Here is a 14,880-nt window from a genome sequence, read left to right on the forward strand (position 1 = left end):
CGGAGCGCAGTTTCTCGCAGTGCTGGGTGACTCATGCGGTTGCAGTTGCAGGTCGGCGCGCTGTGCGTCGCGATGCTGTCGATGGCGGCCTGTTCGGCGGGATCGACCGCCGACGCCAACGGTGCGCGCATCGCCGGTCGTGGACAGAGCGACCGCCATGCGGTGTATCAGGTCGAACTCGAACGCGCACGCGCCGAGCGCTTGCAGCGCTTGCGCGCGCCCGACGGTTGGCTGAGCTACACCGGCTCCGGGCGTGTGCGCGCAGGCCGTTACCAGGTGGGCAGCGATCCGCGCAGCGATCTGGTATTGCCGGCCGGTCCTGCGCAGCTGGGGCAGCTGACGCTGGATGGCGACGGCCGCGTGCACTTCGACGCCGCCGCACATGTACCGGTGTACTTGAACGGGCAGCGCGTCGATCGCGTCCGCCTGGAGCCGGAGCGCGCAGGGCAGCGGGGCGATCGCCTCGATGTGGAAGGGCGGCAGTTCTATCTGGTGCAGACCGGCAGCTTGTTCGGCTGGCGTTTCCGCGACCCGGCAGCGCCGTTGCTGAGCCATTTCGCCGGGCTGGAATATTTTCCGACCGATCCGCACTGGCGCATCCAGGCGCGCTGGCAGGCGTATCCCACCCCGCGCACGACCACGCTGCTGACGTCGATCGGCACGCCGCTTACCGTCGAGATACCGGGCGAGGCAGTGTTCTCGCGCAATGGCCAGGAGTACCGCTTGCAGCCGATCGTCAGCGACGACGGGCAGGGCCTGTTCTTCCTGTTCGCCGATCGCACCAGCGGCAAGGAAAGTTATGGCGGCGCGCGTTATCTCTACACCGCGCCGCCACACGATGGCCGGCTCGTGCTCGACTTCAATCTGGCCGAAAATCCGCCCTGCGCGTTGACGCCGCACGTGGTCTGCCCGATCGCATCGCCGGAAAATCGCCTGGATCTGGCGGTGAATGCAGGCGAGAAGACCTACCGCGCAGCTGAGCGCTGAGCGCTGAGCGCTGCGCCAGCCAAGGCAGAATGCTGTTTCGATGGGGTGGCGTGCACCGCTGCTAGCGCGGTGCATGCGACCAGCTCACCGCCGCTTCGATCTGCGGCCACGGAAACAGCGGGCCGGGGTCGAGCTTGCGCTGGATCTTGCGCGACGGGTCGTCGCTGGCCGCTTCCTGGGTGGTGTCCAGTGCCTGGTGGCCGGCAATGCGGCGTACCGACGGCAACTGTTGTTGCAGCCATTGCAGCAGCGTGATCAGTGCGTTGATCTGCACCTGCGGGTACGGTTCGCTCATGCACTGATGGCGCGAGTCCAGCCAGTGCGGATAACGGCCGCTGTTGACCAGTTCGATGCCCAGCGTATGCGGGTTGTGGCCGCGCACATGATGCGCGACGCGCTCCAGCGCAACGTACTGCTGGATGCTGCCGTTGCGGTCGATGTAGTAATGCCCGCTGTTGCCGGTGCCGCTGTCGTAGAGCACGCGTTCGCCGTATTCGCGCGCCATCGCCATGTCGGGCAATTCGGTGCAATGGATGACCACCATGTCGATCTGCGTGAGCGCGCGTCGCGCCAGCCGCGATTCGTAAGACAACGGCGCGTAGGTGATCGGTGGCGACGGCAGGACGGCATCGGACATGGGGCGGATGCTAGCATTCGACGATGGCTTTGAATCCCGACAGCCCTTTGGGCAAATTGATGGCAACCCTGCCGCAGACCGGCCAGGTGACCTGGATCGGCGTGCGCCCGGCGCGCGACGTGGACATGATCGAGGTGGACGCGGCGCAGGCCACCGCCGGCATCGGCTTGGTCGGCGACCGCTACAAGGGCGGCAGCGGCAAGCGCGGCGTGACCCTGATCCAGGCCGAGCATCTGCCGGTGATCGCAGCGCTGGCCGGTCATACAGCAATTGCGCCGGCCACCTTGCGCCGCAACCTGGTGGTGTCCGGTATCCCGCTGATCGCCTTGAAGGGGCGGCGCTTCCGCATCGGCGATGTCGAGCTGGAAGGCACCGACCCCTGCGATCCGTGCTCGCGCATGGAAGATGCGCTGGGCGCGGGCGGCTATAACGCCATGCGCGGCCATGGCGGCTTGTGCGCGCGCATCCTGCGTGGCGGCGTGCTGCGCATCGGCGATACGGTGCAGGCGCTATGAGCCGCGGTCACTGCATCCTGTCGCACGGCTTCGAGAGCGGCCCGGATGCGCTGAAGGTCACCGCCCTGGCCGATGTCGCCGGGCAGCTGGGCTGGACCCACGAGCGCCCGGACTACACCGATCTGGACGCACGCCGCGAGGTCAGTTCGCTCGGCGACGTGCAGGGCCGGCTGCAGCGCCTGCTGGAGATCGCGCGGGCGGCGGCCGACAAGGGCCCGCTGGTGCTGGTCGGTTCCAGCCTGGGCTCGTACATCGCTGCGCAGGTGTCGTTGCAGGTGCCCACGCGCGGGCTGTTCCTGATGGTGCCGCCGACCCGGATGGGGCCGTTGCCGGCACTGGATGCGGCGCGCGTGCCGATTTCCATCGTGCATGCCTGGCGCGATGAATTGATTCCGGCCGGCGAGGTGATCGCCTGGGCGCAGGCGCGGCATGCGCGCTTGCTGCTGGTCGACGACGAACACCGGCTGGCGTCGCATGTGGATGCGTCGGCGCGCGCCTTCGCCGAACTGTTGCAGAGCCTGTGATGCGCAATGGTCTGAAGACGAGCGGGCTGCGGGGCCTGCGATGAACGTGCTGATTCGCGAAGCCAGCGATGGTGATGCTGCGGCGATCGAACTGCTGACGATGGTCGCGTTCATGCGCGACGAACATAGCCGCCACGACGAGCAACACGTGATCGCCGCCTTGCGCAACGACGGCGCGCTGGCGCTGTCGCTGGTGGCCGACCACGACGGGTATGTGGTCGGGCACCTGGCGGTATCGCCGGTGTCGCTGTCGGACGATTCGCCTGGCTGGTATGCGTTGGGGCCGCTGGCGATCGGGCCGGGGCATCAGCGCCAGGGACTGGGCACGCGCCTGGTGCAGGCGGCGCTGGGCAGCTTGCGCGAGCGTGGCGCCGCCGGTTGCCTGGCATTGGGCGAGCCGGCTTTTTTCCGGCGTCTGGGCTTTGCAGTGGAACCGGGGCTGGTGTTGCCCGGCGTGCCGGCATCCGAGCTGCAGGCGCTGGCGTTCGGCGACCGTCTGCTGCCGCTGGCCGATGTCGCCTACCACCCGGCCTTCGGGCTGGGTTGAGTCCAGCCGCTGGCGACCGCTTGGCGTGATCCACGCCAGGCACTGGGTCGGCAGGGGATGGTTTCCGCGGGCTTGAGGACGCGGGGACGCCGGATCCCGGCAATCGCGTACTAGCGAGCGCTCGCCGCGGTTTCCGGGGGCGCCAGGAGGTCGGCGAGGTGCTGGCCTGCAGGAGCGTGAGCCGCCATGAACGCCGGTGCTCGCCATGCTGGGCTTGACCGCGGCCACGCCTGCGATTTGGCCTGGCTCGCAGGCTGACCTACACTTTGCCGCATTGCCCACTGTCTGAGGATTGGTCCAATGCGCCATTGATGCCGCCGTCGTGATGACGGCCTTACCCGCTGCCGGTCCGGCTGGATCGGTGCGTGTGCTGGCATGCAATGGAGACCCGTATGACCTGTCCGTCGCTGACGCTGGAAAGCGTTGCGTATGTGCTGCCCGATGGCAGCCCGCTATTTTCCGATCTGTCCATCCACATCGACCAACGCGCCACCGGCCTGGTCGGGCGCAATGGCGTGGGCAAGAGCGTGCTTGCGCGCCTGCTGGCCGGCGAGGTGCTGCCCAGCGCAGGGCGTTACGTGCGCAACGGCAGCGTGCATTACCTGCCGCAGCGCGTGCGCGTGGCGCCGGGGCAGAGCATTGCCGAACTGGCCGGTGTCGCGCCGCTGCTGGATGTGCTGGACCGTATCGCCGCCGGCAGCGTTGCGCCCGCCGATTTTGAACTGGTCGGCGAGCGCTGGACCGCCCATGCGCAATTTGCCGCAGAACTCGAACGACAAGGTCTGGGTGGGCGCGATCCGCGTGCACCGGCCGCGCAGCTCAGCGGCGGCGAAGCGACACGCGTGGCACTGGCCGGTGCGTTTCTGACCCGGCCGGACCTGTTGATTCTGGACGAGCCCAGCAATCACCTGGATGGCCCGCAACGGCAGCGGCTGATGGATCAGTTACTGGCGTGGAGCGGTGGCTTGCTGGTGATCAGCCACGACCGCGACCTGCTCGATGCGATGCAGCGCATCGTTGAATTGTCCGCGCAGGGGCTGCGCAGCTACGGCGGCAATTACACGTTCTATGCACAGCAGCGCGCCATCGAACAGCAGGCGGCCAGCACGTTGCTGGCCCAGCGCAAACAGGCGCGTGCACGCGGTGAGCAGGCGCTGCGCGAACAGCAGCAGCGTCAACAGCAACGCCAGGCACGCGGCGCGCGTGCCGCAGGGCAGGCCAACCAGGCCGCGATCCTGCTCGGCGCGCAGAAGCAGCGCAGCGAGCTCAGCGCGGGGCGGCTGCAACAGCAACGCCAGGCCGAACAGGCGCGGCTGAGCGAGGCGGTGGTGCAGGCTGCAGCGCTGGTGCGGGACGACCCCACGATCGCGCTCCTGGCGCCGACATCGCCCGCTGGCGCATCGCGGCAGCTGGCCACGCTGCAGCAGGTGGAGCTGGCCGACGGACGGCTGGGCGGGCGGCAGGTGGACCTGCTGCTGCATGGGCAGCCGCGGATCGGCCTGGTCGGCCCCAATGGCAGCGGCAAGTCGTCGTTGCTGCAGCTGCTGGCCGGGCGCCTGCAACCCAGCGCGGGGCGTTGCCAGGTGCATGTGCCGGTGGCGTACCTGGATCAGCACCTGGGGCTGCTGGATCCGGCGCGCTCGGCCGCTGCGCAGCTGCAGGATGCAGACCCGGACGCGCCAGCCCACGCGCAGCGGCTGCGCCTGGCGCTGCTGGGCCTGGACCAGCAGCGTGCCGACCTGCCCACCGGCCAGCTCAGCGGCGGCCAACGGCTCAAGGCGGCGCTGGCCTGTGCGCTGTACCGGGCGCAGCCGGCGCAACTGCTGTTGCTGGACGAGCCGACCAACCACCTGGACCTGGCCGCGGTGGAAGCGATCGAGGCGCTGCTGCGCAGCTACCAGGGGGCGCTGATCGTCGCCTCGCACGATGCCGCCTTCCTGCAGCGGCTGGGCCTGCGGCAGCGCCTGGAGACTGCGCAGCCGCAGTGGCGGCTGGCGCCGTGGTGAACCGCGCGGTGGGCGATCCGGCCGGCGGGCTGGTAAAGCCGGCTCCGATGGCCGACCATTTGCGCCCCGCCCGCGGCGGCCACGGCTTTGCCCTCCCGGGCGCCGGCCCAGCGTCCTGCTCCCACGCTCGCCCCCACGGCCAGCGTCTCCATCGATACCTGCCTACGTGAAATTCTTCGCATCCTGTGCCAAGGGCCTGGAATACCTGCTTGCCGACGAGCTGCTGTCGCTCGGTGCCAGCAAGGCCACCGCCACCATCTCCGGCGTCAACGTCGAAGGCGACCTGCGCGACGCGCAGCGCGCCGTGCTGTGGTCGCGCCTGGCCAGCCGCGTGTTGTGGCCGCTGAGCGAATTCGATTGCCCGGACGAGGACGCGCTGTATGCCGGGGTGGCCAAATTGCCGTGGGACGAGCACCTGTCCGTCGGCCACACGCTGTCGGTGGACGCGCATGTCTCCGGCACCGCGATCACGCATGCCCGTTACGCGGCGCAGCGGATCAAGGACGCGGTGGTCGACACCATGCGCCGGCAGGGCCTGGAGCGTCCATCGGTGGATGTGGACAGCCCGGATCTGCGTTTGAACCTGTCGCTGCGCAAGGGCCGCGCCACCATTTCGGTGGATCTGGGCGGCGGCCCGCTGCACCGGCGCGGTTGGCGCATGGCGCAGAACGATGCGCCGCTCAAGGAGAATCTGGCCGCGGCGGTGTTGCTGCGCGCCGGTTGGCCGCGCGCCTACGCCGATGGCGGCGGCCTGCTGGATCCGATGTGCGGCAGCGGCACCCTGCTGATCGAAGGCGCGCTGATGGCCGCCGACGTGGCGCCCGGCCTGCAGCGCTATGGCAGCGATCTCCCCAGCCGCTGGCGCGGCTTCGACCGCGAGGGCTGGCAGCAACTGGTGGGCGAAGCGCGCGAGCGCGACAGTCTCGGCCGCGCCGCGCTCCGGCAGGTGATCCACGGCAGCGACATGGACCCGCATGCGATCCGCGCCGCGAAAGAAAATGCGCAAGTGGCTGGCGTGGCCGAGGCGATCTGGTTCGGCGTGCGCGAGGTGGGCGACCTGCAGACCCCGCCGCAGGCCACCGGCGTGGTGGTGTGTAATCCGCCTTACGACGAACGTCTGGCCGCCGATGCGGCGCTGTATCGCCGCCTGGGCGATACCCTGCAGCGCGCCGTGCCGCAATGGCGGGCCAGCCTGCTGTGCGGCAACGCCGAGCTGGCGTATGCCACCGGCCTGCGCGCGGGCAAGAAATACCAGCTGTTCAATGGCGCGATCGAGTGCGCGTTGATCGTCTGCGACCCGATCGCGGTGCCGCGGCGCACCCCGCTGGCGGCGCCGACCGCGCTCAGCGAGGGCGCGCAGATGGTCGCCAACCGCCTGCGCAAGAACCTGCAGAAGTTCAAGAAGTGGCGCGCACGCGAAGGCATCGAATGCTTCCGCGTCTACGACGCCGATCTGCCGGAATACTCCGCCGCCATCGACGTGTACCAGCAAGCCGATGGCGATCGCCGCGTCTTTCTGCATGTGCAGGAATACGCGGCGCCGGCGACGATTCCGGAAGCCGACGTGCGCCGCCGTCTGGGCGAACTGCTGGCCGCCGCACGCGAGGTGTTCGAGATGCCGGGCGAACGCGTGGCGCTCAAATCGCGCGAGCGCGGCAAGGGCGGCAGCAAGTACGGCCGCTTCGAGCAGCGCAACGAGTTCATCAACGTGCGCGAACATGGCGCGCTGCTGCGGGTGAATCTGTTCGATTACCTAGATACCGGCCTGTTCCTGGATCATCGCCCGTTGCGCGGCACCATGGCCATGCAATCGAAGGGGCGGCGCTTCCTCAACCTGTTCTGCTACACCGGCGTGGCCAGCGTGGAAGCGGCGGTGGCCGGCGCGAGCTCGACCACCAGCGTGGACCTGTCCGGTACCTATCTGCAGTGGTGCGCCGACAACCTGGCCCTGAACGGCCAGGCCGGCAGCAAGCACAAGCTGGTGCAGGCCGACGCGCTGGCCTGGCTGGAAGCCGAGCGCGCGCATTTCGACGTGATCTTCTGCGACCCGCCGACCTTCTCCAACTCCGCACGCGCCGAAGACTTCGACATCCAGCGCGAGCATGTGCGGCTGTTACGCGCGGCAGTGGCGCGCCTGGCGCCGGGTGGGGTGCTGTATTTCTCCAACAACTTCCGCCGCTTCAAGCTCGACGAGGAACTGGTGGCCGAGTTTGCGCAGTGCGAGGAAATCAGCCCGCGCACCATCGACCCGGATTTCGAGCGGCATGCGCGCATCCATCGCGCCTGGCGATTGACCGCCTGAGGAAGTGGCCCGGTGACGTCTGGCCGGGCAGTACGCGCAGGGCGCGCGCGGGATTGCCGCGCCCGTTGCGCTGGCGTGCGCCGTGTCACCGGTGGCGCCCGATCCCGATCGTGCAGGCGCAGGCGCGTCCGCGCAGGCGAGGGCGGGGCGGCTAGCCAACAAGCCCACCACAGCGCTGCGGTATGCTGATTCGCATGCTCTGGAGTCAACGATGACCGCACCACCCCGGATTGCCTTTCTCGCCAGTCACGCCGAGCCGGCGGTGACCGCGCGCGCGCGTCTTGTGCAGCGCTATGGCGATCATGCGCTGGACACCGCCGACATCGTCTGCGCCCTGGGCGGGGACGGCTTCATGCTGCAGACCCTGCACCGGCACGGCGCTGCCAGCAAGCCGGTGTTCGGCATGAAGCTGGGCTCGGTCGGGTTCTTGATGAACCAGTACCGCGACGACGAGGACGACCTGCTCGCGCGTCTGCAACGTGCCGAACCGGCGCACCTGCGCCCGCTGGAAATGCAGGTGCAGACCGAGTCCGGTGCCAGCACGGTGTCGCTGGCCTACAACGAGGTCTCGCTACTGCGCCAGACCCGCCAGGCCGCGCACCTGAGCGTGGATCTCAATGGCCAGACCCGCATCGCCGAGCTGATCGGCGACGGTGTCATGGTCGCCACGCCAGCCGGCAGCACCGCCTACAACTATTCCGCGCACGGGCCGATCCTGCCGCTGGGCTCGCACACGCTGGCACTGACGCCGATCGCCCCGTATCGCCCGCGCCGCTGGCGTGGCGCCATCCTCAAGGCCGACACCGAAGTGTGCTTCCGCGTGCTGGACCCGTACAAGCGCCCGGTCAGCGTCACTGCCGACTCGCACGAGATCCGCGACGTGGTCGAAGTGACCATCCGCGAATCCACCCAGCGCCAGGTGACGCTGCTGTTCGATCCCGAACACAATCTGGAAGAACGCATCTTCAGCGAACAGTTTGCGGTTTGAGGAGCGGGGATTGGGGAGTGGGGATTCGGGATTGGCAACGGCAGCAGCGTGCTACGTCGTCTTTAGAACGCGCGCACGCGCTACGATGCTGCGCAGATGGGCGATCAAATCCCGATCCAGTTCCTGCTTTAAACCAATCCCCAATCCCCACTCCCGAATCCCCGCCCCAATGACCGATAACTCCCCAAGACTCCTGACCGTCGCAGTGACCTCGCGCGCGCTGTTCGATCTCGAAGAAGGCCACGCGCTGTTCGAGGCCGATGGCGTGGAGGCGTATTCGGCGTTCCAGCGCGAGCATGAGGACGACATCCTGGAGCCGGGCGTGGCCTTTCCGGTGGTGCGCAAGTTGCTGGCGCTCAACCACGATGTGCCCGAAGAAACCCCGCGTGTGGAAGTGATCCTGCTGTCGCGCAATTCCGCCGACACCGGGCTGCGCATCTTCAATTCGATCCAGCACTACAACCTGGGCATCGTGCGGGCGACCTTTACCTCGGGTCAGCCGACCTGGCCGTACGTGAAGCCGTTCGGCACCGACCTGTTCCTGTCGGCCAACCCGGAGTCGGTACGGCGTGCGCTCACCCATGGCATTGCGGCGGCGACCATCATGCCGCGCGCGCCGGGCGAACGCGCCGAAGCCGCCGCGGCGATCGTGGACAACGACGAAAGCCGCCTGTCGACCCAGCTGCGCATCGCCTTCGACGGCGATGCGGTGATCTTCGGCGACGAGAGCGAACGCATCTCGCGCGAGCAGGGCGTGGAGGCATTCGGGCGCCACGAGCGCGAACGTGCGCGCGAGCCGCTGTCGGTCGGGCCGTTCCGCAATTTCCTGTCGGCGCTGCATGCGCTGCAGGCGGCATTCCCGCCGGGCGAGGCCTCGCCGATCCGCACCGCGCTGGTCACCGCGCGCTCGGCGCCGGCGCACGAACGGGTGATCCGCACCCTGCGCGAGTGGGGCGTGCGTCTGGACGAGGCGCTGTTCCTCGGCGGGCGCCACAAGGGGCCGTTCCTGGAGGCGTTTGGCGCGGACATCTTCTTCGACGATTCGCAGCACAACATCGACAGTGCGCGCCAGCACCAGCACGTGGCGGCCGGCCACGTACCGCATGGCGTGGCCAACGATCCGCCGGGCAGGTGAGCGAGGCACCGAAGCCGGCCGGACGCGCCGCGCTGCGCTCCAGCTGGCGCCAGCTGGAGTTGTACTTCGCCGACGACACCGTGCAGACCCGCATGTCGCGCTGGGCGCCGTACCGGCTGATGCTGCCGTATACGCGCGGCATGCTGGCGGCGCTATGGCTGCAGCCGCGGCCCGAACGCATCGGCCTGATCGGCTTCGGCGGCGGCGCGCAGGCCAAGTTCTGCCACCGCTATCTGCGCAGCACGCGCATCGAGGCGGTGGACGCCGATGCGCAGGTGCTGGCGTTGCGCGATGCGTTTGGCGTGCCGCGCGACGATGCGCGGCTTGAGGTCACGCACGGCGACGGTGCGCAGTGGATCGGCACGCGTACCGGGCGTTACGACCTGTTGCTGCTGGATGCCTACGATGCCGATGGCATCCCACCGGCGTTGTGCACGCCCGAGTTCTACGCCGATTGCCGCGCTGCGCTGACGCCAGGCGGTGTGCTGGCGCTGAACCTGTTTCAGGTGCCGCTGGCCGGGCATCTGGCCGCGCTGCGCGAGGTATTCGATGGGCGGGTGCTGCTGCTGCCCGAGCCGGATCCGCGCAACCAACTGCTGTACGCCTGGAACGGCAAACGCACGCCAGGCACTGCGGAGCAGGCGCTGGCGACGTTGCCGTGGCCGGCGCGCCGGCAACTGCGGCCGTCGATGCTGCGGCTGCAGGCAGCGTGGATGGAGCGGGCCTGGCGGTTTTCGTAAGCCGCTGTCCGGCGCGTGGCGTCAGCCTGCGAAGGAGAACACTTCAACAGCGCCGCAGGTGCGCGGTTATGGGGGCGGCGGAGTTTCTGCATCTGCCAGCGGCAGCTGGATATCGGTCAGCCGCCAGCGCAGCCCTTGCCGGGTCAGCACGAACACCACCGGCGCTCCGGTCGCGGTGCGGGTGGTGGCGGTGAAGCGGCGGGTGGATTCGAAGCGCTGCTCGGCGCCTTGCAGCGGACGCGCCGGCGCGGGCGCCGCATAGGTGTCCGGGCTGACGGTGTCGCCGGTGACGCGATTCCACACGCTATGGCCTTGCAGCAGCGCGCCGATGCCCAGCGGCGTCACCAGCGTGTCCACGCCGGCACCGCTGATACCGCTGGCGAGCTGCAGGGCGAACCCGCCGAGCAGGCTCGATTGCATGCGGCTGCCGGCCTGGCGGACCAGGTAATCGTCCAGCTGCGCCTTGAGGTTGACCCGCAGGCTGGGGAAATCCACATGGCGTTCCAGTTGCGCCGTGTCGCGATTGGCGACTGCCTGGCTGATGCCGCGAATGGCCAGATACGGGCCTGCAACCACATAGCTGACAAGCAGCAGCACGGCCAGTACGGGCAACAGCAACCAGCGTTTGTTCATGGTGTGCAGTCCATCGCGGTGGTTGGTGCAAGACGCAGCGATGCACAGCGCCGCGCAGCGAGAGATCGCTTCGGTGTGCCGACCGCCGGCGCCGCGTCGATGGCCGTCGGCGCCGCGCGATCCATCAAAATTCCAGATCCAGCGCGGCGCACAGGTAATCGACGAACGGCGCCAGCACCACCAGGTCGGCCTCGATGGTCTGACGCAGGCGCGGGCCGGTCATGACGGCATCGTCGAGATGACGCAGGTACGCCCAGTTGCGGTGCTTGAGATCGTCGATGAACTCGAACTCGTTGGGAAAGCCGCGCGGTGCGCGCACCAGTTTCTCGCTGTCGTCCAGCGCGAACTTGCGGCGCAGTCTGGGTTCGTAGGCAGCCGCTTTCCAGTTGGCGGGATTGTCGAAGATGAACTGGCGCAGCTTGCGCTGGGTGTCCGGCTCCGGATGCCACAGCCCGGCACCGACGAAACTCTCGCCCGGCTGCAGATGGATGTAGAACGACGGCGCCGGCACCTGGCGGCGGCGCTCATGGAACAGGCGCGCGCCCTGCCAGTTCTTATACGGCGACTTGTCGTTGGAAAAACGCGCATCGCGGTAGATGCGAAACAGCGAACCGCCCTGGGTCTTGGGATCGGCGCGATAGTGCTCGCTGACCTCGGCCAGGGCCGGCTGCAGGTCGGTGATGAGCTGCAGGAACGGCTGGCGCACATGCGCCTCGTACTGATGCCGGTGATCGTTGAACCAGGTCTTGTCGTTGTGGCGCGCCAGTGCGCGCAGGAACTTGAAACTGGCGTCGGAAAAATAGGTGGTCATAGCGTGCGTTGGAGGTCCAAACCCCAGGCGGCGAGCTGATCGAGCAGGGACTGCTTGGTAGCATCGTCGGGGTGAGCAAGCCGTAAATCCGCGATCTGCGCATGGAACTGATCAAGCGTGACCTCGCCCAGGCCACGGTCGTCGAGCAGGCGTTGACGGCGATAGACATTCCAGCGTTCCTGCTCTTCGAACGACAGCGTCTGCGGCCAGTTGCGCGCGCGGTAGCGGAACAGCAACTCGACCAGGCGCGGGTCGCGGAAGCGCGACTCCAGCGCGCCCAGTTCGGCCGGCGCACTGGCGCGCACCTGCGCCAGCAGGCGCTTGTCGCCTTCGGCCAGGAAGCCGTCGTAGAGCGAGGCATCGGCATCGTTGACCGCCGGCGCCGCAGCGCGTTCGTTGCCGTACACCTGGCGCACTTTTTCGGCCAGCTCAGGGCCGAGCTCGCGCAGGCGTGCAGCCTTGGCCAGCACCGCGTCGTGGTCGATGCCCAGGCGCTGAAAATCCGCTGCGCGCAGATGCTGCCAGGCCACCAGCGCCGGCGACTTGTTCAAGTGCACTTCCTTGAGCGGAATGCGCTGCTCGCCCTCGGGCAGGTCGGCGGCGCGGATATACAGCCGGTCGGCGATCTCGTCCGGGCTCAGGCGCAACAGCACTTCAGGGTCGCCGTCCAGATCGAACACGATCACGCGGCTGTCGATGCGCGGATGGCGCGTCAACGGCAGCACCGCGGCGGCGCACATGCGCGAGGCGGGATAGCGCTGCGAGATATGCAGCACCGGCTGCATCGCGATGACGTCCAGCAGCGTCGCCGCAAAGCGCTTGTCGCGCAGGCGCAGTGCGTAGTCCCACAACTTGGGTTGATGTTGCTGGAACCTGCGCGCCATGCCGATGGTGGCGTACACGTCCGACAGCGCCTCGTGCGCATCGCCTTCGCGCACTGCGTTGGCATCGGCCAGGTGTTCGAGCTTGAACGAGGTGGCGCCGTCTTCGCGCTGCGGCCAGACGATGCCGTCCGGGCGCAGCGCATGCACCAGCCGCAACACGTCGAGCAGGTCCCAGCGCGAATTGCCGCCGCGCCACTCGCGCTCGTACGGGTCGTAGAAATTGCGGAACAGCCCGCAGCGCACGAACTCGTCGTCGAAGCGGATCGAGTTGTAGCCCAGCGTGCAGGTCTGCGGCCGGCTCATCTGTTCGGAGATGCGCGCGAACGCTTCGGCCTCGCTCACGCCTTCGCGCAGTGCGTGTTGCGGGGTGATGCCGGTGACCATGGTCGCGTACGGCGAGGGCAGCAGATCGTCGGCCGGCTGCACGTAGAAACTGATCGGCTCTTCGATCACGCGCAGTTGCGCATCGGTACGCACCGCGGCGAACTGTGCGATGCGCGTGCGGCGTGGATCCTGGCCGAAGGTTTCCAGGTCGTAGAAGAGAAAGCTGTCAGGCATGCCGTATGAAATCCAGATCCGCGGCGCACTGCGCAGGGCGCCGCCAGTGCTGCCTAGTATCTCTTATCCGCACCTACGCCTGCTGACGCCGGCCTGTGCGGATGGATCAGTGCGCGCCTTCCAGCGGCTGCAGGCGCGCATGCACGACCGCTTCCAGCGCGGCCCAGTCGATGCGCGACAGGTCGCTATGCCCGCGCGTGGCCTCGACCAGGATCTGGCGCTGGATCTCGCTGCGCGCCAGGGCGATCGAGTAGCGCGTGCGCAGGAAGGTCACCATCGTGTAATGCGGCACGAAACGGGTGGGCCAGCGCGCCTGCAATTGCTGTTCGAGCGCACGTTGCAGCAGGAAATCGGGATCGTCGACGCGGTCGCGCATCTCCAGGTAATTCTCCAGCGCCATCTGCTGGATCGCTGCGGCGTCGTCACGGCGTGCGGCCTGGAACGCGGCAAACGCGGTCTCCAGATCCTCGTGCGCATCCAGCTGCTCTGCCAGCGCCACGCAATCTTCGAACGCGCAGTTCATGCCCTGGCCGTGAAACGGCACCATCGCGTGCGCGGCGTCGCCGATCAGCAGCGCGCGGCCGCCCAGATGCCAGCGGTCAAGGGTGAGAGTGCCGAGCAGGCCGGGCGGATGTTCTTCCCAATGCTCCTTGAGCTGCGGGATCAGCGGCAGGGCATCGGGAAAATCACGCGCGAACAGGGCCAGCGCTTCGTCGCCGGTGCGCGTGGTGGCAAAGCTGGGTTCGCCGGCGTTGGGCAGGAATAGCGTGACGGTGAAGGTGCCGCCGTCGTTGGGCAGCGCGATGCACATGTAGCGCCCGCGCGGCCAGATGTGCAGCGCATTGCCTTCGATGCGGAAACCGCCACCGGGCAACGGCGGAATTTCCAGCTCCTTGTAGGAGTGATCGAGGAATTCGGTGCGCTCACCCAGCGGCGACTTGCGCTGCATCGCCGCGCGCAGCGCCGAGCCGGCGCCATCGCTGCCGATCAGGCTCTGGAAGTGGATTTCGTGCGGCTGGTCGTCGCGGTCGTCGATGAAGCGCGCATAGCCGGCATCGAAGTCCACCGTATGCAGGCGGCGATAGAAATGCACGCGTGCACCAGCCTGTTCGGCCAGATTCAGCAGTGCGACATTCAATGCGGCGCGGTGGATCGACCAGATCACTTCGCTGTCGTCGCGTCCGTAGCGTTGCAGCTGCGTTTCGCCGATCAACGGATGCACCATGCGCCCGCGCATCATCACCGCCTTGGCCATCACCGCGTCTTCGGCACCAGCCTGGCGCAACGCATGGCGGCCGCGCTCGGCTAGCGCCAGGTTGATCGAGCGGCCGGACTCGTAGCCCTTGATGCGCGGATCGCCGCGGCGCTCGTAGACGGTGACCTGCCAGCCGCGACGGGACAACAGGATGGCCAGCAGGCAACCGGCCAGGCCAGCGCCGATCAAGGTCAGGGAACGGGGAGAGACTGCGCTCAATGCGGTATCCGGCAGCGGCCGGACGCAAGTGCCGGCGAAGGGGGAGAACGGGGATGGCTGGCAACGGCACCTGCCGCGATCAGCCAGGTGCGGGTTCGGAGTGTACGTGCGCGTGTGCCGGTTCCGGCCCACGCACCGA

Annotated in this window: 15 protein-coding genes; 10 read left to right on the forward strand and 5 right to left on the reverse strand. The window is 68.1% G+C overall.

Annotated elements, in window-relative coordinates:
* Positions 1–33 precede the first annotated feature (33 nt).
* Positions 34–987, forward strand: a complete 954-nt coding sequence (locus ABQ039_RS07665; protein WP_179464868.1) for a DUF1684 domain-containing protein — start codon at positions 34–36, stop codon at positions 985–987.
* 61 nt (positions 988–1,048) lie between these two features.
* On the opposite strand, the gene ABQ039_RS07670 is transcribed toward ABQ039_RS07665, so the two are convergent.
* Complete coding sequence (locus ABQ039_RS07670; protein ID WP_024940680.1) at positions 1,049–1,624, reverse strand: N-acetylmuramoyl-L-alanine amidase; 576 nt, start codon at positions 1,622–1,624, stop codon at positions 1,049–1,051.
* A 23-nt stretch (positions 1,625–1,647) separates the two neighbouring features.
* Here ABQ039_RS07670 and ABQ039_RS07675 point away from each other — a divergent pair, with 23 nt between their 5' ends.
* The 9 genes from ABQ039_RS07675 to ABQ039_RS07715 all read left to right on the forward strand — a co-directional run bounded on the left by ABQ039_RS07675 (position 1,648) and on the right by ABQ039_RS07715 (position 10,381).
* On the forward strand, positions 1,648–2,139 hold the full coding sequence (locus tag ABQ039_RS07675; protein WP_349777906.1) for an MOSC domain-containing protein: 492 nt from the start codon (positions 1,648–1,650) through the stop codon (positions 2,137–2,139).
* Positions 2,136–2,663: a YqiA/YcfP family alpha/beta fold hydrolase gene (locus ABQ039_RS07680; RefSeq protein WP_024940678.1), complete on the forward strand. Its 528-nt coding sequence runs from the start codon at positions 2,136–2,138 to the stop codon at positions 2,661–2,663. Before ABQ039_RS07675 ends, ABQ039_RS07680 begins: the two co-directional genes overlap by 4 nt.
* 40 nt (positions 2,664–2,703) lie before the next feature.
* Complete coding sequence (locus ABQ039_RS07685) at positions 2,704–3,210, forward strand: GNAT family N-acetyltransferase (protein WP_024940677.1); 507 nt, start codon at positions 2,704–2,706, stop codon at positions 3,208–3,210.
* A gap of 392 nt (positions 3,211–3,602) precedes the next feature.
* Complete coding sequence (locus tag ABQ039_RS07690; RefSeq protein WP_349777905.1) at positions 3,603–5,216, forward strand: ABC-F family ATP-binding cassette domain-containing protein; 1,614 nt, start codon at positions 3,603–3,605, stop codon at positions 5,214–5,216.
* Positions 5,195–5,386 (forward strand): hypothetical protein, encoded by a 192-nt coding sequence (locus ABQ039_RS07695; protein WP_081008586.1) that lies wholly within the window; start codon positions 5,195–5,197, stop codon positions 5,384–5,386. Before ABQ039_RS07690 ends, ABQ039_RS07695 begins: the two co-directional genes overlap by 22 nt.
* Positions 5,383–7,518, forward strand: coding sequence for a bifunctional 23S rRNA (guanine(2069)-N(7))-methyltransferase RlmK/23S rRNA (guanine(2445)-N(2))-methyltransferase RlmL (rlmKL, locus tag ABQ039_RS07700; protein ID WP_349777904.1), 2,136 nt, complete (start codon positions 5,383–5,385; stop codon positions 7,516–7,518). Before ABQ039_RS07695 ends, rlmKL begins: the two co-directional genes overlap by 4 nt.
* Before the next feature lie 211 nt (positions 7,519–7,729).
* The gene (locus tag ABQ039_RS07705; RefSeq protein ID WP_016902458.1) at positions 7,730–8,506 is read left to right on the forward strand and encodes an NAD kinase; all 777 of its coding nucleotides are present in this window, start codon (positions 7,730–7,732) and stop codon (positions 8,504–8,506) included.
* Between the two features lie 169 nt (positions 8,507–8,675).
* Positions 8,676–9,641: a 5'-nucleotidase gene (locus ABQ039_RS07710; RefSeq protein ID WP_102584340.1), complete on the forward strand. Its 966-nt coding sequence runs from the start codon at positions 8,676–8,678 to the stop codon at positions 9,639–9,641.
* Entirely contained in the window at positions 9,638–10,381 is a 744-nt protein-coding gene (locus tag ABQ039_RS07715; RefSeq protein WP_349777903.1) for a transferase, read from the forward strand. The genes ABQ039_RS07710 and ABQ039_RS07715 overlap by 4 nt, the downstream gene beginning before the upstream one ends.
* Positions 10,382–10,447: 66 nt before the next feature.
* On the opposite strand, the gene ABQ039_RS07720 is transcribed toward ABQ039_RS07715, so the two are convergent.
* The 4 genes from ABQ039_RS07720 to ABQ039_RS07735 form a co-directional block, all read right to left on the reverse strand.
* Positions 10,448–11,014: a DUF2939 domain-containing protein gene (locus ABQ039_RS07720; RefSeq protein WP_349777902.1), complete on the reverse strand. Its 567-nt coding sequence runs from the start codon at positions 11,012–11,014 to the stop codon at positions 10,448–10,450.
* Positions 11,015–11,138: 124 nt separating this feature from the next.
* Positions 11,139–11,825: a DUF2461 domain-containing protein gene (locus ABQ039_RS07725; RefSeq protein WP_024940671.1), complete on the reverse strand. Its 687-nt coding sequence runs from the start codon at positions 11,823–11,825 to the stop codon at positions 11,139–11,141.
* Positions 11,822–13,267 carry an exodeoxyribonuclease I gene (gene sbcB / locus ABQ039_RS07730; protein WP_039520599.1) on the reverse strand — a complete coding sequence of 482 codons (1,446 nt, stop codon included), beginning with the start codon at positions 13,265–13,267 and terminating at the stop codon, positions 11,822–11,824. The genes ABQ039_RS07725 and sbcB overlap by 4 nt, the downstream gene beginning before the upstream one ends.
* A gap of 106 nt (positions 13,268–13,373) precedes the next feature.
* Entirely contained in the window at positions 13,374–14,741 is a 1,368-nt protein-coding gene (locus ABQ039_RS07735; RefSeq protein ID WP_184610741.1) for an NAD(P)/FAD-dependent oxidoreductase, read from the reverse strand.
* Positions 14,742–14,880 lie beyond the last annotated feature (139 nt).

The sequence above is a fragment of the Xanthomonas sp. WHRI 6108 genome, from assembly GCF_040202385.2.
Classification (GTDB): domain Bacteria; phylum Pseudomonadota; class Gammaproteobacteria; order Xanthomonadales; family Xanthomonadaceae; genus Xanthomonas; species Xanthomonas arboricola.